The organism is Desnuesiella massiliensis, from assembly GCF_001403615.1.
In the GTDB taxonomy this organism is placed as follows: domain Bacteria; phylum Bacillota; class Clostridia; order Clostridiales; family Clostridiaceae; genus Desnuesiella; species Desnuesiella massiliensis.
Genome location: NZ_LN879455.1, coordinates 177,943 through 199,345, shown reverse-complemented (window position 1 = coordinate 199,345; position 21,403 = coordinate 177,943). Strand labels below are relative to the sequence as shown.

Genomic DNA, 21,403 nt, shown 5'->3' with positions numbered 1-21,403 from the left:
GCTAAAATAAAGCGTTTTCGCTGTCTATTTTCTTAACTATATGGTTTGAAACCATGATTAAAATGAAACCAACTACAGATTGATATAAGCCTGCTGCTGCGCTCATACCTATTTCTCCCATGGAGGTCAATCCTCTATAAACATAGGTATCTATAACATTTGTCACAGGATATAAGGCTCCTGAATTTTTAGGAAGTTGATAGAACAAACCAAAATCAGCATTAAATATCTTTCCTACAGACAATATAAACAATATAATTATTACTGGCTTTAACAAAGGAAGAGTAATATATCTAATTTGTTGCCATTTAGTAGCCCCGTCTATCATGGCTGCTTCATAATAGGTTTTATCTATACCCGTTACAGAAGCAAGATAAACTACAGTACCATAGCCTACACCCTTCCATTGGCTCATAAATATTAAAATATAAGGCCAATATTTAGACTCTGAATACCATGAAACCCCTTCTTTTCCCATCATATGAAGCAAGTTATTAATATACCCTTTGTCTCCACTTAAAAAGGCAAATAAGCAATAACTTACTACTACCCAAGATAGAAAATAAGGTAAGAACATGGCACTTTGATATATCTTAGCCATCCTTTTATTTAGCAGTTCATTTATAGCAATGGCTAAACAAACTGGAATCACTATGCCCAAAACAATGAATACTGCGTTGTAAAGTACTGTATTTCTGGTAATTATCCAAGCATCATTGGTTTTAAATAAGAACTCAAAATTTTTAAAACCAACCCACTTACTGGTAAAGAGACTATGGATAAACCCTTTGCTAGAAACTCTAAAATTTTTGAATGCTATTACTACACCGAACATAGGTAGGTAACTAAAAATTAAAAACCATAGGGCTCCCGGTATAGCAAGTAGCAAAAGTTCTTTGTTTCTATTGAATGATTTAATAAACTTTTGCATCCTTTTACCCCTCTCTCGTAAGAAAACGTTATCCTGTCTAAAATATATCATAGGACTATCTTACGTTAAAGTTGATAAAATTCAGTTTTACTGTAATTATTATAGGTATTAAAAAAATGTACTTAAGGCTAGGCATTCTCTATATAAGAATCCCCTCTGACATAAGTACATTTCTTTATATATAGGAGTATGTGAAAAACATAGGTATTCTTTTTCACGGGCCGCTGGTGGGGCTCCACGCGCGGTGTAGGGAAACCTATAGAATACCTTTTTTCACATCCTCCTATAGGAGAAAAAATGTTTAAGCTAAATATGATTTGCTGTATTGCAATTAATAACTTTTACTTTCTCTTAAGGTGCTAGGTGATATACCAAAATACTCTTTAAATCTTCTATAGAAATAGCTGGTATCTACATAACCCACCATCTTCGCTATATCATTAACCTTTAAATTTGTACTTAATAAAAGCTCCTTTGCCTTTTCATTTTTCACTTTATTTAAGTAATCTGAAAATGCCATACCCACTTCCTTATGAAAGATTTGTCCTAGGTAAGAAGGATTAACATTGTATTTAAAGGATAAGGTTTTTAAGGATATTTCTTCTTTGAAGTTCTGATTTATATAATTTAAAATCTGCTGTATTACAGGACTCACACTATTATAATTGTTTTTTAGTTTTTCTATAAGCTCCTCACATTTTGTTTTTAAAGCTCCCGTTAATTGCTCCATAGTTCTTAAATTGCATACTTCAAATATCAGCTCTTTTAAGTTCTCATCTTCCCCTTCCGTAGAAAAATTTAATTCCTTAAGAGTTCTTTTTAAAACCAACATCATTTTTATAGCTATATTTTGTAATTCTTCTGGCTTAACAATGCTTTTCTTAAATAGCTGCTCATAGGTATAATCAATATAAGCATTTATACTTTTTAAATCCTTACTTAAAATTAGCTTTCTGAATTCCTGTACATCAAAATTTGAAGAATAGCTGTTTTGCTTTTCCATCTCGCTTATATGTTCTATGGATATTATCTTATTATATCCGCTGCTTAATATATATTTTTGCAGTTCCTTTGCGGTAAAATAGCTTCTATAAACAGTCTTGTAGGACTTTTCTATATTTCCTAAGGTTATAAAGAAATTTAAAGAAAACTCCTCTCTTAAGGATTTTAGCAATTTATCACTAGCTGCTTTCATATTATGATAAGTCAAAGCTTCATCATTACTTCCATATATTATTGTTATATCTCCCTCTAAGTCATGAAACACTGCAGATGAATTTAATTCCTTTTCATAACTCTTCACTTTATTATATATTTTAAAATACATTTCGCTATTTTCTTTTAAATCCTCTTTTATTTTAATAATAGCTGCCATATAATTTTCATAGAATAAATCTATACCTAGCACAAAACTTCTCTCTTCTAGTTCATAATTGCTTATGGAATCACTAGCCCATCTATATAGAATATTTTCTTTTAATATCTCTAAATCCACCGCTTCCGTTAAAGGTTTCTTAATTGAGCTTTCTAGCTTCTTTATGGTATTGTCTAAAGTAGCTTCCAATTCCTCTTCATTTATAGGCTTTAATATATAATTTTCTATACCTAGTGATATACCTTCCTTAGCATAATTAAAATCATCATAGCCGCTTAAAATAATAAATTTAGTTTCTGAATTTATTTCTTTTATCTTTCTTATAAGCTGCAGTCCGTTTAATTTAGGCATGGTAATGTCCGTTATCACTATATCTACAGGATTATTTATAAACTTTTCATAAGCTTCTTCTCCATTTAAGGCTGTATCCTCAATAGTCATTTCCAATTCATTCCATTGTATAAGGTTTTTTAAGCCGTTTAAAATTAGCACTTCATCATCCACCAACAGAACTTTATACATTTCCTTGAGCCTCCCTATTTGGAATTTTAATAATCACTGTAGTACCTCTTGAGCCTTTACTTTTAATGGTTATTCCGCAATCCTTACCGTAGGTTAGAACCAATCTTTCATGCACATTAAGGATACCGATAGATTTAATGTTCTCTCTAGTTATGTCATAATTTTTTAGATTTTCTTCTATTTCTTTTAATTTTTCCTCTTCAATGCCTTTGCCATTATCCTCAAGAGATATTATTATATGTTCTTTCTCTTTTTCCACAGTTATAAGCAAGAAATTATCATCATTTTCTAATCTTACCCCGTGCACTATATAGTTTTCTATAATAGGTTGTAATGTAAACTTGATAATTTCTTTAGTTATTAAATCTGGCTCTATATCTATATAGTATTCAAATTTACCTTCATATCTAAATTTAAATAAATCCAGATATAACCTGCAATGCTCTAATTCTTGACCAATGGTAATTAAACTTTTTCCTTTAATTATATTTCTAAACAAGGTGGCTACATTATAGAGCATCTTACCAATTTCTTTGTCCCCATTAGATATAGCCTTCATTCTTATAGATTCTAAGGTATTATATAAAAAATGAGGGTTTATTTGACTTTGTAAAGCTACTACTTCCGCATTTTTTTGCTTTATCTCCGCTACATATACTTTATTTATATAATCATCAAGAGTTTTACACATATTATTAAAACTCTCTGAAATCATGTTTAACTCGTCATCTTCGAAGCTATTAGGAATGCTTACCTTAAAATTTCCCTTTTGAAGCTCCTTCATAGCCTTCATTATATTTTCCGTTCTTTTTGACAACCCGTCTATTTTTAGTATTATAATAAATTCAGCTATAAATATTAATAGCAAAGCTAATATATAGATAGTGCTTACAATGATTCTGCTTCCTTCAAACACATTAGCTACAGGTAGTATTCCTACTACAGTTACACCTACTCCACCTGTAGCTATATCAATGTAGCTATTTTCTTTAAGCATTATAGACTTGTCTGTAGTTTTTAACTTGTCCAAATAAGGGTATACCTTTCTAGTGTATACTTTTAAGGAATCATATATAACCTCACCATCTTTATTGATTACTACTACATTACTTTTAGCTTTTGCATAGCTTTTTACCATATTATCTATAGCATCTAATTTGTATCTAATTATTAAGCTACCAATGTTCTCCAGCTTGTAAGGATCGTTTATGCTATTTATGGTATAATAACACCCTTGTCCATCTTTTGATGAAATAGAATTTAGCATATTACTAAAATTTCTATTGCTTTTTTCCTCCATGCCCTCTAGATTTATTCTTTTGCCTACATCATATATATAGCCTACAGTGCCTAAATGATCATATACTGCAAAGGTATCATTCTTATTGCTATAAAATATTACATTTTCAATATTGCTATTGCTAGAAAAGCAGTTTCTTACAAAGGTATCTATTCCCACAAAAACCGATAATTCTGATAAATAATAGTTATCAAGTCTGAGCTTTATATAATCTTCATAGTTATTATTTAAAAAATTTAAAATATCCCTTCGTTCCATAGGCTTAGTATATATAGCATCCGTCAAGACTTTAGAGGTCTCATATTGTACCTTAAAATAATTGTGAACATTTTCAATTATCTTTTGATTGAGATAAACTTGATTATTTTTCATAGTCTTTTTTATATTTGTAGTTACAAAGGCACTAAGTCCTAGAAGAGCTGCTACTATTATTGCTGAATACATAAAAAATACTTTTCTGAATACCTTAATTCTAAAAAAGCTCAATATTTAACCTTCCTTTCAATATCAGTATACGATTTCAACCAATATATATCTTATTTAAAATTATAATATATAGCTTTAGGTTTAAAGTGGAGTTTTTACACTTTTAATGAACAATTTCTATAAATGTTTCACTAACCACTTAAAGCGTATTGATATATAGATAAACATTACGTAAACTTAATTTATACATGTTCCAAAATCACAGCTTTAAGTGATTATGGTACATGTATAAATTAATAGTTGAAGTTGTTTATCTATAATCAAAATATAATATTAAACTTATGATTATATAAAGCTTTTAAGAAAGGAGACCCTTATGAATAAATATTTTAATTTTGAAAACCTAAACACCATATTTAACTACGTTTTCTGGTTTTTTATTGGTAATATTTATTTTCTAATCTGCAATATACCCTTTATTATATATTTGCTGCTATTTGGTTTTAAAAGCTTTCAGAGTTCCATTGTGTTACTGTTTGTAGTACTGCTTCCCTTAGGTCCTTCAATTACTGCTTTATTATATGTAATGGGAAAGCTGGTAAGGTACAAGGATACCTCTATCACCAGAGACTTTTTTTCAAGTTATAAAAATAACTTTGCTACTTCTATAACTACAGCATTCGTATATGAAATACTAATATTTATGCTTTTTTTTAATATTACTTTTCTTAAAGCTACCTCCTATGGAAGCTTGCTAATGCCCTTTTTCTATATAAGTCTTTTAGTTATATTTTGCTGTATTACTTACTCATATACTCTCATTGCTAGATTTCATATAAGCACTATAAATGTTTTTAAAAACTCTTTGATATTGTGTATTTCTAATCCTCTTATAACTTTAGGTAATATGATTATATTTCTATTTGCCCTTGCCTTTATAGAAATTAAAGCCTCCTACGCTTTTCTTTTTTTAAGCAGTATTGTATGTTTTTTATTAATGTTTTTTCAAGAAAATCTTTTTAAAGAACTTCAGGAAAAAAACAAAACCTCCCCATAGTAGATTATAAATCTTCTATAAGGAGGTTTATATTATTGCAATCCTACGCTGATTAAAAGTGCCTTATCAACTTTATCCATATCGGCTTCAGTCATATGTCCTATCTTCTCTTTTAATCTTCTTTTATCTAAAGTTCTTATCTGTTCAAGCAAAACAACTGAATCTTTATTTAGCCCATATTCTTCTGAGGAAATTTCTACATGGGTAGGAAGCTTTGCTTTATTTATCTGAGAAGTTATAGCGCTTACAATTACTGTTGGACTATACTTATTTCCAATATCGTTTTGAATTATTATTACTGGTCTTATTCCACCCTGTTCTGAACCTACTACAGGGCTAAGATCAGCATAAAATATATCTCCTCTTTTCACTATTATAGTCGTCATTGGGCAAATCACTCTCCGAAAGCCATGTCTCATATTCTAAACATTCTTTTAAATCATAGGCACTACTCATTTCAGAAAACTCCAAATTTATAGTTCCCATTTCTGCATAACCCTTTTTCATATTTTCAATATATTCTAATTTCTTTTTTTCCTCTATATATAATATTACGGCTTGCTTTATAAATTGACTCTTTTTTTTATTGTCTTCCTTAAGTGCTTCTGAGAGGCTAAAAAATAATCTCTTTGAACTTGACATATTAAAATTAATACCTCCTATTTTAAAAGCGCATAAATATGTATATTACAATTATAGTGCTAATTTTGTCAATATGTCAAAGGATTTCTCTCTTTTTTCATCATTTTACTACAAAGCACATTCTAGTAAAAATAGATTTTTCTACACATAATTTCTTATTTTTACAACCTCTCCATTTTTAATATATACTCTAGGAACTCTCTTGCTTATCATGCATACCACTTCATAGCTTATGGTTCCTATTAAATTGGCTATATCATCAGCATCAAATTTAACTCCATTATCTTCTCCCATGAGTATAACATCATCCCCAATGTTTACCTCTCCCACTTCTGTTACATCAACCATACACTGATCCATACATATCCTTCCTACCACCGGTGCTAATTTACCATTTATGATAACCTTAGCTTTTCCAAAAAGTAGCCTTGTATACCCATCAGCATATCCCACTGGCAATGTAGCTATAAGGCTTTCTCTCTCTGTTTTAAATCCTCTTCCGTAGCTTATGTACTCACCTTTAGGCAATTTCTTTAAATGTATAACATTAGTCTTTAGGGTCATAACGGGTTTTAAAATTATTTTATTCATTAAGACTTCATTAGATGGATAATGTCCATAGAGTATAATGCCTGGTCTCACAGCATCATAATAAGTTTCAGGCAAATCTATGATTCCTGCACTATTGCCAATATGTCTAATTTTAGGATTAACCCCTTTACTTTTAAGTTCATCACAAAACCAATCAAACTTATTAAGCTGGAAGTAGGTATATTCCTTATTTCCTTCATCAGCGCTAGAGAAATGAGAAAACACTCCTTCAATGATTATATTAGGCAGTTTACTAATTTTATATACATCCTCTAGACTTTTTTCATTAGGCAAGAATCCAATCCTTCCCATGCCCGTATCTAATGCTATATGTATTCTAGCATATTTATTAAATTTTTTAGCTTCCTTAGATAATGTTTCAGCATAGTCATAGCTGCATACCGTTTGCTCTATATCATAATTTATTAGTTCTTTAGCAAAGGTTAGAGGAGTATAGCCTAATATCATAATAGGAGCTTTTATTCCTCCTCTTCTTAGTTCCATAGCCTCTGTAATAATGGCAACCCCTAATCTTGTAGCTCCATTTTCTAATAAGGTTGGTGCGATTTCAAGAGCTCCATGTCCATAAGCATCAGCCTTTATTATTGCTATAATCTCCTTGCTGTTAGTTAATCTTTTAATCTCTCTTATGTTGCTCTCCAAATTATTTAAGTTTATCTCAGCCCAAACTGGTCTTATGCTTTTAAACATCATTAATCCCCCTCTTGTGCCCCACAAGAAAAAATGCTACTACAGGGAAACAAAGGTGAAACTTAACTTAAACATGTTCCAAAATGGCATCTTTAAGACATTATGGTACATGTTTAAGTTAATAGTTGAACTTGTTTCCCCTACATAAAAAGATTTTTGTCCAATTCATCCTCTACCTTAAACCCCTCATAAACTACCTGTAATCTTTCATTCCCCCTATCGTCATAGACTATTAACTTATCAGGTAGGCTATTATCTTGATTAATAAATAACACTGCCTTATTTATATTTTTATTATTTCCTGGTATAAATAATTCTACAACAGCATAATTTTTACCTTCTATTTTTTTACAAAAATATTTTATATCCTCACTGGTGTACATTAAATTAATGTATTCACCTATAAAAGTATACTTATATAGCTCATCAAAATCTTTCTCTAGAGTATACTTAGCATTATTCTTCACATCTTGTACAAAAATCTTTTTATCCTTATATATTTGTATTCTATCTTCTCCTATTTCTAATCTGTATCCTTTAGTAGAATCATAATATTGCTTGCATCTTTCAGTGGTCTCTCCTCTTGAGTTTTTATAACTAAATATGGCATCAGTGCTATAACTCTTTATAGTCTTTAAGAAATCAAAATTTTCTTCTGCAGTTTTAGGTTTCCTTTTACATGAGCAAAATACCACTGATATAACAATGATAAATATTATAGATAATATTAAATATAGTTTATTTTTCATCTTATCCCCCTATAGACCATTTCCTCATAATACTATTATTCTATAGGGAGAAATTTTATTCTAATTATATTTTAGATTTCTCTTGAAGCTTTTTTATGCCATAAGGTATTCTTTCAATTATATGGCTTGCATTAACAGCATACATATCTTTTGAAAGCTCCTCCCCCAGATATCCATGAAGAAAAGCCGCACTACAAAGAGCTCTTAAGGGTTCTTGCCCTTGAGATATAAAACCTGCAATAATTCCTGTTAGGCAGTCACCCATACCTCCTGAGGCCATAGCGCTATTACCTGTAGGATTTATATAAGTGATGTCTCCATCAGTGATTACAGTATTATAGCCTTTTAGAAGTACAATTACCCCATATTTAGCCGCAAAATCCTTTGCCACTTCTACTCTATTTTCTCTTATATATTCTATAGAAAGAGAAGTTATCTTAGCCATCTCTCCTAAATGAGGGGTTAATATAACCTTTACCTTACTTTCCTTTAAAAGCTCTAAATTGCCTTCCAGCACATTTATACCATCTGCATCAATTACTACTGGCCCATTAGCATTAAGGAGTATCTTCTTAACCGTTTTTAAAGTGTTAGGACTATTTCCTAAACCAGGCCCTACACATATTACGTTACTTTTTAAAATAAAGTCCTGAAACTTAGATTCCTCCTCAATATCCATAGTCATAGCTTCCACAAGCTTACTGCTTAATATATCTCTTATTTTTTTTACGCAGCCTAGAGTTACTAAACCCGCTCCAGATCTAACAGCGGCTTCAGTGGTAATATAGGCGGCACCTGTAAAACCTTCACTGCCAGCCACCACTAGAACTCTTCCATAGTCACCTTTATAGCCATATTTCTCTCGTAAGGGCAGGTCCTTTGCTATATTATCCCTCTCTAATATAAATTCATTATTATGAAAGTGTTTTATTACCTTTTCAGGAATGCCTATATCCTCAACCACTATGTCTCCAGTAAACTTATCAGTGCCATAAGCTAAAAATCCTCTTTTATATAACTGAAAGCTTATAGTTTTTTTAGCTCTTATGCCTTGTCCTAGCACTTTCCCTGTGTTACTATCCATACCTGAAGGTACATCTACAGCCACTACCTGCTTGCTATTTTCATTAATCACAGATATGACAGAACTGTATAGCTCCGTAATTTCTCTTTTAAGACCAGTGCCAAAAATAGCATCTATTACTACATCAGCCTTCTCTAATGATTCTCTTAAACTAGTAACATCATCCATATTGTTAATTTTTAATGGCTTTACATCTATCTTTTTAAGTATATTATAATTGATTTTACAATCTTCTGTCATATGAATACTATTTCCAATTACAAATACCTGTATGGATTTTCCTCTTAGCTTTAAATGTCTTGCTATAGCAAAACCGTCTCCCCCATTATTACCTACTCCGCATATAACTACATAACTATTGTATTTATCTAATGCTAAATGCTGTAATACTTTTAAAGCAGCATTTTCCATAAGCACTATACCTGGAATACCAATTTCCTCTATAGCAGCTTTATCTATATTCCTCATAATTTCCGCTGTACCAATTTTCATGCTATTTCACCTCCAAAATCGCATAAGCTATAGCTTTATCTCCATCATGGGATATGCTCAAATGCACAATATAATCTCCATGAATTTTTGCTAGCTCCTGAGCTTTTCCATAAAGTAATACTTTGGGCTTTCCAAGATTATCTCTAAATATTTCAATGTCCTTCATTGAAAATTTTCTAAAACCAGTGCCTAAGGCTTTACTTATAGCCTCCTTAGCCGCAAATCCTCCTGCAGCATGCTGAGGCTTAAAGCCCTTGCCTTGAAAATATTCAATTTCTTTTTCTGTAAATACTTTATATATAAACCTAGGATTATCCTTTATAGCTTTATCTATTCTCTCTATCTCTATAATATCCGTGCCTATACCCAATATCATTCTTATTTCTCTCCTAAAATAAATTAATAATTGACTGTAACTATTAATATATCACAAACATTTAAAAAATGCGTAGCATTTTTCAATTCACAATGCACAGTTCACAATGCACAATTATCGTGAATTGTGCATTATCCAAATTGCCTTAGTATAGGAGGATGTGAAAAAAGGTATTCTATAGGTTTCCCTACACCGCACGTGGAGCCCCACGAGCGGCCCGTGAAAAAGAACACCTATGTTTTTCACATCCTCCTATATATTATTATAAAAAGCATGATTTTATAATAAACTAAAATTAATTTACTATAAAACCATGCTTTTGTTCTGTTTGCTAATTTGTAGCAGTATTTATAAAAGCTTCGTCAAAATCTGCAATATAGTCATCTACGTACTCGCCTATTATGTCAATTAAATGAATTGGAGAAACTGAGTTCTCATAAAGCATTTTTAGCATTTGGTGTACTCTATGTCTTTGAGGGCTTATGCTACTTACACCATCTCTTTCGATATTAACAACTACTCCATTTACCAAATCCTGTCTCTCAATCTCCACGCCATAGGATTGAACTTCAATGCTGCCTTCTTCAAAAGGCAAAGTAATTTGTCCTTTTGTCATCCTGTAAGAGTAAACATAGACCCCTTTTTCAGTAACCTCAGTTCTTGATAAATTTTCAACTATTAACATTTTTCTCCCCCCAAAACCTAATATAAACAAGTGCAGCAATGGTATCTTAAAGTAATTTGCTATGTAGTGTATATACTGCTTTCAAGTATTTATGATACCATTGTATATATAAAAATTATGTCATATTATACACCTTCACTCTAGGATTTTATCCTTCTAAAGTGACAGCTTTAGCATTATACCACTATACAAAGTTTGGGGTATTTCCTTATATTGTAAATTAATAAAATAAAATAGTCTTCATGTGTCGAATATAATAACAAAATGCTATACGCTTTTTTTATAATCTCTTCTTTATTTCACTATAGCTATTTTTACTTAAAGAAACTTCTTCATCCTTAACTTCATGAGAAGAGAATTTTGCCTCATTATATATATCTGTAATATTCTTAGCAGGCTCCTTTACTCCTATTTTAGCTATAAGTAGATTTTTTAGCTGACTTCCCGTCATATACTTTCTAAATATCTCTTTATTATGAGTCTTTATTAATAAATGTCTATAGGTGTTAATCACCTGTTCTCTATTAGTTTTTGGTATGAATATATCTTTAATTGATTTTATTAGACTTTTCTTTTGCTTATATTCTACTCTATCTATCTTTTCTCTAGTTTCTTCAATAATACCCTCTTTTAAGGATTTCTTATACCTATATCTCTTTATAACCCTATATACGATATAAGCTAATAAAACCAATGTTATAACCTTAAAAACATTGACCATAATGTTCATATTTTCTGGATTTACTATAGGTAATTCCTCTGGCACATTTTGTGGTTTTTGCACGTCCAATTGTTCTTGCTGAAACTTTAACAATAATTTTAATACGAAATTCATCAACCATGATATAGGCCTATCTAGTATGGTAAACAACAGCCATACAAAAGCATAAATAATTTTATTAACTATACCAGCTAAAAATCCAAATATAATTTTTATATAGCTAAACACCGTATCTGTAGAAAGTATCAATATAAAAGCAAAGGTAGCAGCATTGTAAATAACATTGTATTTATCATTAACCTTATAAAAATATTTCCTTGCTTCTCTTAATATCCATATGGCTAATAAGAGAAATATTAGATAATATCTAAAAATATATTGAGCATATTGTCTCTCTACACCTATATAAAATACTATGGTAATAAAAAGCATGGTAATCATAGCCTTAATCTTATTTCTATAAAAATCGTAATTTATACCCTCTGTACTGACCTTTGGCAATACCAATATAGTTATAAAGCCCAAAAACCCTCTAGGTATAAAAGAATCTTTTCCATAAAATAAATAAAAGGCTGAAAAATTTATCACAAGCAATGATATTATTATCCAAGAAGCCTTTTTATTTCCCATCTCTAATATGTGCATCATCATAGCTATAAAAATCACTATAAATAAGTCTATATAACCAATTTGAACCTTTGCTAGCATATTAGCTATGACTCCCCACAGGATATATATAAATATTGTCACTATGAAGCTATATAAAATTTTAATGATTCTATATTTATTAACCTGCATTACTACCCCTCCCTATAATTTATCTTTTCAATCATGTGAATAGGAGGTATAGTTCCCTGCAATGAAGTATCTATGACTTTTAGCAGAAAACCCTTTTTTCTTAATTCTGTTAAGCAAGTTATGGTTTCATCATCCATATAGGCTGTAACCATTACATATAAGGCATTAAGGTTAAACCTTTTACTCTTTTCTTGAAGATATATATAGAACTCATCCTTAGGTACATAATCAATTCTAGCCCCTAATTCTAACATAGCCTTAAAATTATTAAGAGAAGGAGGGATGCTCATATCGTTCTCTCCATAAAAGCTTATAATTTGAGCATTGGTATATAATCCTGTAGGTATACCCTCAGCTATGGTATAAGAAGCCATAGACATCACCACATTTATACTTCTTTCCACAGCACTCTTATCTATACTTTGCCAGTAGGGCCTCCCTTGCTGTACATTGATTATAAAAACCACTTCTCTTTCTGAAGTATAATCATACTCTCTTACCATAAGCTTATTCATTTTCATTGAAGAATTCCAATGGATATCCTTCATTCTATCTTCCCTAGTATATTCCCTTATTCCTTTTATATATAAAGGATCTTTATATATCCATCTCTTTATAATTTCTTCTCCCTGCAAGCTATTATTATTGAACTCTAACTTTTTAGGGTCTAGTATTTTTGGATATACTACTATCTCTAACATTTCCATGAAAGACATAGTTTTGCTTGAAAATCCGAAGATATCACCTACGGTTACTACCATATTTCTTATAAAGTAAACTCCCCGATTATCAATTTTTACCCTATGAGCTCTCTTCACTCTTTCATACCATAGTACACTATAGCTGCTGACGTAGTAAGAAAAATCCCCAGTATTCCTTTGAGTAGAAGAATCTAATCTTTCCACGCCATTTAAATATTCCTCTTCTATATTTAAAAAGGATATGGGAAGCCATTTCTTATTTTCTATCTCAGTAATTATCTTAAATTCTTCACCTGGAAATATCATATTATTATCACAGCTTCTTTTAATAATAAGGTTTTTGAAGCCTTTTTCTCTTGTAAATTCCGCTACAAAAAGAGCTATAACTATTACAAAAGCAAATATAAAATATCCTTGCATCCACATCACCCCTAAATTTTCTCTAAAGGAGTATGCACGGTGTTAAGTATTTCTTCTATTATGGAAATAGCCTTATCTTCAAAGGATCCTAACCCAGATTTTAAAATAATTCTATGGCTTAATACTGGTATGGCCATTTCTTTTATATCTTCTGGCAAAACATAATCTCTGCCCTTTATAGCTGCCAAGGCTTGGCTTCCTTTCATTAAGCTTAAAGAGGCTCTTGGAGAGGCTCCTAATTCAATATCCTTATGCTTTCTCGTAGCAGTTACCAAATCTAATATATAACTCTTTATACCTTCGCTAACTTCTATATTTACATAGTTTTCTTGCACATATTGAATCTCTTCTATGGTTATGCTTGGCTCTAAATCTTCTAGAGGATCCTTTTGTATAAAGCGGTCCAATATGCTTTTCTCTTCTGCATACTCAGGATAACCTAAGGAAAGCTTTATAAAGAATCTATCTAATTGAGCCTCTGGTAAAGGGAAGGTTCCAAATTGCTCCACAGGGTTTTGAGTAGCTAAAACAAAAAAAGGCTTTTTTAATTTTATAGTGTTACCCTCTACAGTAACTTGTCTTTCTTCCATACACTCAAGCAAAGCGGACTGAGTCCTTGGAGTTGCCCTATTTATCTCATCGGCTAGAACAAACTGGCTTAATAATGGACCTTCTTTAAATTCAAATTCCATAGTCTTTTGATTATAAAAATAGATACCTGTTAAGTCCGAAGGCAACAAATCTGGAGTAAATTGTATTCTTTTAAAAGAGCAGTTTAAGGTTTTTGAAAGTGATTTTGCTAACTTGGTTTTCCCAAGCCCCGGTGCATCCTCTAACAAAACATGACCGGAACATATAAAGGCTACAATAACCTTATCAATTTTATCCTGCTTCCCCACTATTACTTTACCCACATTGCTATGTATCTTTTCTCTAAATTCTTGGAATTTTGATACTTCCATAATATATTGCCATTTAAGCCCAAAACTTAAATAGCTCCCCCCTTTTTATTGAATTATTTAAATATTTTGCTTTTTTTATTATAACACAAAAATAAAAATTACGATGCAACTTTTATTTAATTCAAAAAAGCGACTTTCGTCGCTTTTTTATATCATCGCAGGAAAAAGTGATGAAATAGCTGTCACAATAACTGCTGATATAATGCCTCCTAAGGCATTACATATAAAGGCTTTTTTAAGATCAAAACCTAAAAAAGCAGCCAAGGCGCTTCCAGTCCATAACCCTGTGGTAGGTAGAGGAATACCCACAAAGGTTATTAGCCCTATTTCCTTATACTTTTCTAACTTCCCAGTATTTTTCTGTAGCTTATTTTCTATGAAGTTTGTTAAAGGTTTAAAAAACTCATAACCTTTCATCCATTTAAATATGGCATTAAAACATAATAGAACAAAAGGCACCGGAAGCAAGCTACCTAAAAAGCTGGCTATCATTGTAGCTATAGGATTTAATCCATAACCTATTATCCCTATAGGTATAGCAGCCCTTTGCTCCGTTAATGGTATTGCAGACATTATAAAAACTTTAAATAAACTATACCAATCCATAATCACTGCTCCTTCGTTTATAAAAAATTCTCTCCAGAGAATTCCACAATATTTATATTATACTTATTAACAACAAATTTTTGCAACCTTTTAATTCTTAAATTATTATTAAGTTATCCCCATACAAAATAGTTCACTAGCTAATTTTTGTTTTATATTTAACAATTTTTTTATCAAAACAATTGACCTAAATAAAAATTTAACATATAATTATATTGTAATAATTATTCTTTAATAATAATTATCTTTTCACTAAATTAAATATTATAAAGTTTTTTCTATAAATTAAAAGTTAATTGAGTTCTCTTTATTTATAGAAAAAGCTTTAACCTGCAAATCTTGCATAGTAATAACAAAAAAGAGTAAGTATATATATAAGTTATAATAATAGTCACATATTTAATGCGCTTTGATTTTAAAACTTATTTAATACACTTCTTTAATAATTTAGTGATATAATTAATATATTACATATATTTACATGAAAGGGATGTGAAATATGAAATCATTAGAAGTTAAAAAAGATATTTACTGGGTAGGTGCCTTAGATCCTGACTTAAGAATATTTGACATAATAATGTATACTCCTTACGGAACCACTTATAACTCCTATATAGTTAAGGGTAGTGAAAAAGTTGCTCTATTTGAGACTGTAAAAGCTGAATTTTTCGATGAATACCTAGACAGACTTCAATCTTTAGATGTGGACATAACAAAAATCGATTATATAGTAGTTGATCATACAGAACCCGATCACGCTGGTTCTGTGGCTAGAATATTAGATTTATCCCCTAATGCTAAAGTAGTAGGTTCCCCTGCAGCTATAAAATTCATGAAAAAAATCGCTAATAAGCCTTTTGAATCTATCGTGGTAGGCGATGGAGATTCCTTAAGCTTAGGAAATAAAACTTTGAAATTTATATCCGCTCCTTTCCTACATTGGCCAGATAGCATATATACCTATATTCCTGAAGATAAAATGCTAATAACCTGTGACTCCTTCGGAAGCCATTATTCTACACAAACCATCTTCGATGATCTAGTAGAAAATGAAGAGCATTACATGGAAGCTTTAAAATATTATTTTGATTGTATCTTTGGACCTTTCAAGCCTTATGTTTTAAAAGCCTTAGAGAAGATAAATGATTTAGAAATTAATACTGTAGGTACAGGTCACGGACCAATCCTTAGAAAAAACATTAAAAAAATCATGGAATTATACAAGGGATGGAGTACTCCGTCTACTGACAATGATGGAAAAAATAAAGTAACCATATCCTATGTTTCCGCTTATGGATATACCAGGTCTTTAGCTGAAAAGATTTCAGAAGGTATAAAATCCAAGGGTGAATTTGAAGTTAAAATGTATGATGTAATCCATCATGAAATGGGTGATATATTAAGTGATATAGCAGAATCTGACGGTATATTATTTGGTTCTCCAACAATAAACGGCGATATGCTAGAACCTATTCGTGATGTGTTAACTAAATTAAATCCTATAGTCCATGGCGGTAAGGTAGCTGCTGCTTTTGGCTCTTACGGTTGGAGCGGAGAAGCTGTGCCTTATATTGAAAATAGATTAAGAGAACTAAAAATGCAAATGGTTACTCCTGGTTTAAAGATAAACTTTAAGCCTTCTGAGGAAGAACTAGATAAAGCCTTTAATTTTGGTGCTAGCTTTGCTGAAAAAATTATTGAGAAAATAAATAAAAAAACCATGGCTCCTATTAATGGAAAGCAGAAAAAGACAAGATATTGGAAATGTCTAATCTGTGGTCAAATCTTTGAAGGAGACAGTGCTCCAGAAATTTGCCCAGTTTGCGGCGCTTCTGCTGAGCAATTCATAGAAGTTAAATCAGAAGATAGTGAATTTAGATCAGAAACTAACGAAAAATTTGTGGTTATTGGAAATGGTGCTGCAGGCTTCTATGCTGCTGAAGCTATAAGAAAGAGAAATCCTAAAGCTAAGATTCAAATCTTATCAAAGGAAAAAGCCTTAGCGTATTATAGGCCTCAGCTTTCAGATTATATATCTTCTTCCATACCAGAAGAGGAATTCTATATAGCTCCTGAAAAATGGTATGAAGATAATAATGTAGAGCAATTATTAGGAGTATGGGTAGCTTCTATAAAACCTGAGAATAAGAAAATCTTATTAAGTGATGGAACAGAACTATTCTACGATAAATTAATATTAGCTAATGGTAGCCACAACTTTATACCACCAGTAAAAGTAGCTTGCGATGCATTAAAAACTGCTACTGGGGATTTAATATTAACTTCATCAAATTATGATAAAGTAGATGGAATATTCACCTTAAGAGAACTAGAAGATGCAGATAATATTAAGGACTATTTATCAACATCTAAAAAAGCCTTAGTCATAGGAGGAGGTTTACTAGGCTTAGAAGCCGCTTGGGAAATGAAAAAGATTGGCTTAGAAGTTACTGTAGTAGAATTCGCTTCTAGACTTCTTCCAAGACAGCTTGATAATGAAGGTGCTGCCTTACTAAAATCTATTGCAGATAAATCAGGCATTGAACTAATCCTTGGAGATTCTGTGGAAGAAATTATTGCTGACTCCTGCATACTTTCTGAAAACAAGGTTAAGGGAAAAGTAATGGGTGTTAAGCTCAAGAGTGGAAAAACTCTAGACACAGATGTAATACTATTCTCTGTGGGTATAAGACCAAATAAAGAATTAGCTGAGCAAGCTGGAATTAAATGTGATAAAGGTATAATAGTAAATCACAAAATGGAAACAAATGTTAAAGATATCTATGCTTGCGGAGATGTGGCTGAACTTAACTGCATAGTATATGGCAACTGGCCTGCAGCAATAGAAATGGGTAAAATAGCGGGAGCAAATGCCGTAGGAGATAATCTAGAATTTGAAGGCTTTGTATCCTCCACAATATTCAAAGCCTTAGATGCTGAAATCTTCTCAGCTGGTACAATTAATTTTGATGATACCTCCTTACAACAACTAGGCTTTAAGGATAATGCTAAAGGTTTATACAAAAAATTATTCTTTAAGAATGGAAAGCTAGTAGGTGGAATTTTAATAGGAGATACCTCAAAATCAGCGACAATAATTACAGGTATTCAAAAGGAAGCTACTATTCAAGAACTAGTTAAAGAAAACTTAATATAATTCACTTTTTTAATTCTCAATTCACAGTGCACAATGCACAATTAATGAAACTTTTTCTTCATTACATTACGAAAAAATTATGAATTATAAAAGCGTGGGCTGGCCCACGCTTTATTTAAATTAAAAAGAGTAAAAAAGTCGTGGCTAAACTAGCCACGCTTTCTAAATTCTCAATTTTTTCGAAGCTCTAGCGGAGAAAAAATTTCCCCAATTGTGCATTGTGAATTGTGCACTGTGCATTGTTTAAGCTTCTTCTTTCTTCTTGTATTCTACAAAATGAAAATCTTCTGCTACCACTTCAGAGAGATATTTTTTATTTCCATCCCTATCTTCGTAAGTTCCAGTTCTTAGTCTTCCGCTAACACTTATAAAACTGCCTTTGCGTAAGTATTTGCATATTATCTCAGCCTTTTTTCCCCATATGGATACAGGTATGAAATCTGCTTTTCTTTCTCCATCTCCGTTTTTATAACCTCTATCTACAGCTATTACAATTCTTGTCATAGATTTTTGAGACTCTTCTAATATTTTTAGCTCAGGATCCTTTACTAGTCTACCTACTAGTAATATCTTATTCATAAAATCACACTCCATAAATATATTATGTACACTTTTTCCTTAGAAATTATATCCACATTGTGTAATTTTATTCACTTATAATAAAAATTACGAAGGTAATTTTTATTTAATGCCATTAGCTACTTTTACTAAATCAAAAATATCTATAACTCCATCAAAATTAAGATCATATTTATAGTCCCAATTAGCTTCTCCATATTTTAAATTATATCTTTGAGCTATAGAAGCCAAATCTTTAATATCTACTATACCATCACTGTTTAAATCTAAACTTAATACTTGTCCTCCTAACGCCCTAAAAGCATCAGGAATTCCCGGACTTGCTACTTTATTTTTTAAGCTTTCTAGAGGCTTATAATTATTCAAAATCCTATTTTTTATTTCCTCTATATTTGTTGTACCCTTAGCATATAGCAAGGCTGCCAGTCCTGTGATATAAGGTGCTGCCATAGACGTTCCATCGTAGAATTCATAGCTTTTATCATAGTTATAGCTAGGAAGATATTCTAATACTGAAATTGCATTGTTGCTAATAGTATATCCTTGACTATTAATATAGCTATCCTTATTAACTTCTAAAGCATAATTACCGCCTTTAGAAATCTTATAGCTGCTTTGCTCTGTAATATAGCTTTCATTCATATTTACACTTTCAAAGGCTGTGCCCTTCATTCCCTTTACAGCTTGTACACCTTCATCTTTAAATAAAATCTTTACTCCCATATATTTTAGCAATAGATCTGAATCCTTAAGGCTTTCTCCCAAATTCTCCCCAGATAAATATAATTTTCCTCCGCTCTTTATATAATCTACTAGATTGTCTTCATCATCAATAGTTATAGGATTATCATAGGATTCCCCAGTAAACCAAAGTACCAGCTTATATTGCTTCATCTTGCTAAGGCTTGGACCATTGTCATAAAAAGGCACATTATAAGTCGTAATATTACTATAACCTAAATCCTGTAGTGGCACTCTATAACTATTTAAGTAATTTGGTAATGCAAAGTCACTTTCATCATCCTGTACTATCAAAATAGGATCCTTATAATTTATTCCTAAGGTCTTCATAACCTTATCCAAAATAAATTTTCTTTCACTATTGTTTTCTATGGCTTCAAGCCCAAAGCCTTGATAAAAGGTATTATTTCCTTTTATTGCTGCTGATGCTTTTATTTTTTTAGGTACGGTACTCAAAATTCCTTCTCCTGGCGCAGCTATATCCACATTTTTAACTCCATAATTAGAGAAATAAGATAACTCCCCTCTATTATTAATTGATGCTACTGAAATTATATTAGCAGAATTAAAAGCTGCAGGATAGCTAACGCCTGAATCTATAAGTTCTCCATCATTACCCGCTGAAGCTATGAATAATGCTCCGCTGTTTTCTATAGCTTCTTTAAGGGCTGCATCATAGCTATTGTTAGCCCAACTGCAATTTACGATTTTTACCCCTTTTCTTTTAGCATATTCTATAGCTTTAATGGCATCCACAGTGGTACCCCCAAAAGGGCCAATAAATTTTAATGGCATTATTTTCACTTCTGGTGCTACCCCTATTATGCCCATGCCGTTATTTGAAGCCCCAATGATACCGGCTACATGAGTTCCATGCTGGTCGCCATCCATAGGATCAAATACAGTATTATCATTGTTATAAAAGTCCCAACCATTAACATCATCTATATAACCATTACCGTCGTCATCTATGCCATTGCCTGGTATCTCACCTTTATTAATCCAAATAGAGTTCTTTAAATCAGGATGTGATATATCTATACCAGTATCAAGTACTGCTACTATATTTTCCTTGCCTGTGCCTTCAGAGGAACCTCCTTTTGTAACATCCCAAGCCTCTTCTATATTCATATCTACATCAGGCACTCCATCTTGTCCATTTATATTTTGGCCTGTATTACTTATCCCCCATTGATATTGACCATTTTCCTCTTGCTTTAAATAGGCGTTATTATTTAGAAAATTAGTGCTTTGAGAATAATATATGTAATTAGGTTGAACCCATTCTACTCTAGGGTCCTTTTTTAGATTTGATATAACATCCTCTTCCTTTTGACCCAGCGGAATTTTAACTAAATCAACATTTGGAATAGAAAGACTTTTTTTTAGATTAATACTATTCTTTTTATAAATATCCTCTTTAGAAAGAGCTGATTTCAAATCCTTCTTATACTTTATTATTAGTTCTCCTTCTTTTTTATTAGCCTTATTAAATTTACTATGCATCCTAATATCATTTTTCTTTTCTTGAGGATTTTCTTTTAAGGCATAAACTTGTCTACCCAAGTCTCCAACTCCAATGACTGAAATTGATATTCCTAAGGCTAGAATCCTCTTTAGCAGTCTGTTCATAAGCTATCACCCCCATTTATAAGTATAATATATTAATTTTACATCATAAGTGTACTAATTAACAATGAGCAAAAGGTGGTAAACATAGCCATAGTCTCTATGTACTCTTGAATTATTAATAAAATAATGCTATGATTTTGTATCG

At 31.4% G+C, this 21,403-nt stretch carries 18 protein-coding genes; 2 read left to right on the top strand and 16 right to left on the bottom strand.

Features of this window, described 5'->3' with window-relative positions; genetic code table 11:
- Nucleotide 1: 1 nt before the first annotated feature.
- The 3 genes from BN2665_RS07720 to BN2665_RS07710 all read right to left on the bottom strand — a co-directional run bounded on the left by BN2665_RS07720 (nt 2) and on the right by BN2665_RS07710 (nt 4,614).
- Complete coding sequence (locus tag BN2665_RS07720; RefSeq protein ID WP_055666543.1) at nt 2-931, bottom strand: ABC transporter permease; 930 nt, start codon at nt 929-931, stop codon at nt 2-4.
- 331 nt (nt 932-1,262) lie between these two features.
- Nucleotides 1,263-2,828, bottom strand: a complete 1,566-nt coding sequence (locus BN2665_RS07715; protein ID WP_055666542.1) for a response regulator transcription factor — start codon at nt 2,826-2,828, stop codon at nt 1,263-1,265.
- Nucleotides 2,821-4,614 carry a sensor histidine kinase gene (locus tag BN2665_RS07710; RefSeq protein WP_055666541.1) on the bottom strand — a complete coding sequence of 598 codons (1,794 nt, stop codon included), beginning with the start codon at nt 4,612-4,614 and terminating at the stop codon, nt 2,821-2,823. The genes BN2665_RS07715 and BN2665_RS07710 overlap by 8 nt, the downstream gene beginning before the upstream one ends.
- Nucleotides 4,615-4,930: 316 nt before the next feature.
- On the opposite strand from BN2665_RS07710, the gene BN2665_RS07705 reads away from it, so the two are divergent.
- Entirely contained in the window at nt 4,931-5,611 is a 681-nt protein-coding gene (locus BN2665_RS07705) for a DUF624 domain-containing protein (protein WP_055666540.1), read from the top strand.
- Between the two features lie 32 nt (nt 5,612-5,643).
- Here the strand turns inward: BN2665_RS07705 and BN2665_RS07700 are convergent, their stop codons facing one another.
- From BN2665_RS07700 to BN2665_RS07650, 11 genes are all read right to left on the bottom strand, one after another.
- Nucleotides 5,644-5,997, bottom strand: a complete 354-nt coding sequence (locus BN2665_RS07700) for a type II toxin-antitoxin system PemK/MazF family toxin (RefSeq protein ID WP_055666539.1) — start codon at nt 5,995-5,997, stop codon at nt 5,644-5,646.
- On the bottom strand, nt 5,954-6,253 hold the full coding sequence (locus BN2665_RS07695) for a hypothetical protein (RefSeq protein WP_055666538.1): 300 nt from the start codon (nt 6,251-6,253) through the stop codon (nt 5,954-5,956). Before BN2665_RS07695 ends, BN2665_RS07700 begins: the two co-directional genes overlap by 44 nt.
- A gap of 141 nt (nt 6,254-6,394) precedes the next feature.
- A complete protein-coding gene (alr, locus tag BN2665_RS07690; protein WP_055666537.1) occupies nt 6,395-7,555 on the bottom strand; it encodes an alanine racemase in 1,161 nt (386 codons plus the stop codon).
- A gap of 140 nt (nt 7,556-7,695) precedes the next feature.
- Nucleotides 7,696-8,304: a germination lipoprotein GerS-related protein gene (locus BN2665_RS07685; protein ID WP_055666536.1), complete on the bottom strand. Its 609-nt coding sequence runs from the start codon at nt 8,302-8,304 to the stop codon at nt 7,696-7,698.
- 64 nt (nt 8,305-8,368) lie between these two features.
- On the bottom strand, nt 8,369-9,880 hold the full coding sequence (locus BN2665_RS07680; RefSeq protein ID WP_055666535.1) for an NAD(P)H-hydrate dehydratase: 1,512 nt from the start codon (nt 9,878-9,880) through the stop codon (nt 8,369-8,371).
- A 1-nt stretch (nt 9,881) separates the two neighbouring features.
- Nucleotides 9,882-10,256: a holo-ACP synthase gene (gene acpS, locus BN2665_RS07675; RefSeq protein WP_055666534.1), complete on the bottom strand. Its 375-nt coding sequence runs from the start codon at nt 10,254-10,256 to the stop codon at nt 9,882-9,884.
- Between the two features lie 331 nt (nt 10,257-10,587).
- Nucleotides 10,588-10,941: a DUF6514 family protein gene (locus BN2665_RS07670; RefSeq protein WP_055666533.1), complete on the bottom strand. Its 354-nt coding sequence runs from the start codon at nt 10,939-10,941 to the stop codon at nt 10,588-10,590.
- A 280-nt stretch (nt 10,942-11,221) separates the two neighbouring features.
- Nucleotides 11,222-12,460 (bottom strand): hypothetical protein, encoded by a 1,239-nt coding sequence (locus BN2665_RS07665; RefSeq protein ID WP_055666532.1) that lies wholly within the window; start codon nt 12,458-12,460, stop codon nt 11,222-11,224.
- Between the two features lie 2 nt (nt 12,461-12,462).
- A complete protein-coding gene (locus BN2665_RS07660) occupies nt 12,463-13,581 on the bottom strand; it encodes a DUF58 domain-containing protein (RefSeq protein WP_055666531.1) in 1,119 nt (372 codons plus the stop codon).
- Between the two features lie 11 nt (nt 13,582-13,592).
- The gene (locus BN2665_RS07655) at nt 13,593-14,543 is read right to left on the bottom strand and encodes an AAA family ATPase (protein ID WP_055666530.1); all 951 of its coding nucleotides are present in this window, start codon (nt 14,541-14,543) and stop codon (nt 13,593-13,595) included.
- 147 nt (nt 14,544-14,690) lie between these two features.
- A complete protein-coding gene (locus BN2665_RS07650; protein WP_055666529.1) occupies nt 14,691-15,149 on the bottom strand; it encodes a COG2426 family protein in 459 nt (152 codons plus the stop codon).
- A gap of 499 nt (nt 15,150-15,648) precedes the next feature.
- Between BN2665_RS07650 and BN2665_RS07645 the strand changes: the two genes are divergently transcribed.
- Nucleotides 15,649-18,306, top strand: coding sequence for an FAD-dependent oxidoreductase (locus BN2665_RS07645; RefSeq protein ID WP_055666528.1), 2,658 nt, complete (start codon nt 15,649-15,651; stop codon nt 18,304-18,306).
- A 243-nt stretch (nt 18,307-18,549) separates the two neighbouring features.
- Here BN2665_RS07645 and BN2665_RS07640 read toward each other — a convergent pair whose 3' ends face one another.
- Together BN2665_RS07640 and BN2665_RS07635 are read right to left on the bottom strand one after the other, a co-directional pair.
- Nucleotides 18,550-18,885 (bottom strand): single-stranded DNA-binding protein, encoded by a 336-nt coding sequence (locus BN2665_RS07640; RefSeq protein ID WP_055666527.1) that lies wholly within the window; start codon nt 18,883-18,885, stop codon nt 18,550-18,552.
- Nucleotides 18,886-18,987: 102 nt separating this feature from the next.
- Nucleotides 18,988-21,258 carry a S8 family serine peptidase gene (locus BN2665_RS07635; RefSeq protein WP_055666526.1) on the bottom strand — a complete coding sequence of 757 codons (2,271 nt, stop codon included), beginning with the start codon at nt 21,256-21,258 and terminating at the stop codon, nt 18,988-18,990.
- Nucleotides 21,259-21,403: the final 145 nt, after the last annotated feature.

Excerpts from the sequence above, each read along its gene's own strand:
- BN2665_RS07645 (WP_055666528.1), top strand. The coding sequence starts at position 15,649 with ATGAAATCATTAGAAGTTAAAAAAGATATTTACTGGGTAGGTGCCTTA.
- BN2665_RS07680 (WP_055666535.1), bottom strand. The coding sequence starts at position 9,880 with ATGAAAATTGGTACAGCGGAAATTATGAGGAATATAGATAAAGCTGCT.
- BN2665_RS07685 (WP_055666536.1), bottom strand. The coding sequence starts at position 8,304 with ATGAAAAATAAACTATATTTAATATTATCTATAATATTTATCATTGTT.
- BN2665_RS07695 (WP_055666538.1), bottom strand. The coding sequence starts at position 6,253 with ATGTCAAGTTCAAAGAGATTATTTTTTAGCCTCTCAGAAGCACTTAAG.
- BN2665_RS07655 (WP_055666530.1), bottom strand. The coding sequence starts at position 14,543 with ATGGAAGTATCAAAATTCCAAGAATTTAGAGAAAAGATACATAGCAAT.
- BN2665_RS07635 (WP_055666526.1), bottom strand. The coding sequence starts at position 21,258 with ATGAACAGACTGCTAAAGAGGATTCTAGCCTTAGGAATATCAATTTCA.
- BN2665_RS07700 (WP_055666539.1), bottom strand. The coding sequence starts at position 5,997 with ATGACGACTATAATAGTGAAAAGAGGAGATATATTTTATGCTGATCTT.
- acpS (WP_055666534.1), bottom strand. The coding sequence starts at position 10,256 with ATGATATTGGGTATAGGCACGGATATTATAGAGATAGAGAGAATAGAT.
- BN2665_RS07665 (WP_055666532.1), bottom strand. The coding sequence starts at position 12,460 with ATGCAGGTTAATAAATATAGAATCATTAAAATTTTATATAGCTTCATA.
- BN2665_RS07705 (WP_055666540.1), top strand. The coding sequence starts at position 4,931 with ATGAATAAATATTTTAATTTTGAAAACCTAAACACCATATTTAACTAC.
- BN2665_RS07650 (WP_055666529.1), bottom strand. The coding sequence starts at position 15,149 with ATGGATTGGTATAGTTTATTTAAAGTTTTTATAATGTCTGCAATACCA.
- BN2665_RS07660 (WP_055666531.1), bottom strand. The coding sequence starts at position 13,581 with ATGCAAGGATATTTTATATTTGCTTTTGTAATAGTTATAGCTCTTTTT.
- BN2665_RS07670 (WP_055666533.1), bottom strand. The coding sequence starts at position 10,941 with ATGTTAATAGTTGAAAATTTATCAAGAACTGAGGTTACTGAAAAAGGG.
- BN2665_RS07715 (WP_055666542.1), bottom strand. The coding sequence starts at position 2,828 with ATGTATAAAGTTCTGTTGGTGGATGATGAAGTGCTAATTTTAAACGGC.
- alr (WP_055666537.1), bottom strand. The coding sequence starts at position 7,555 with ATGTTTAAAAGCATAAGACCAGTTTGGGCTGAGATAAACTTAAATAAT.
- BN2665_RS07640 (WP_055666527.1), bottom strand. The coding sequence starts at position 18,885 with ATGAATAAGATATTACTAGTAGGTAGACTAGTAAAGGATCCTGAGCTA.
- BN2665_RS07720 (WP_055666543.1), bottom strand. The coding sequence starts at position 931 with ATGCAAAAGTTTATTAAATCATTCAATAGAAACAAAGAACTTTTGCTA.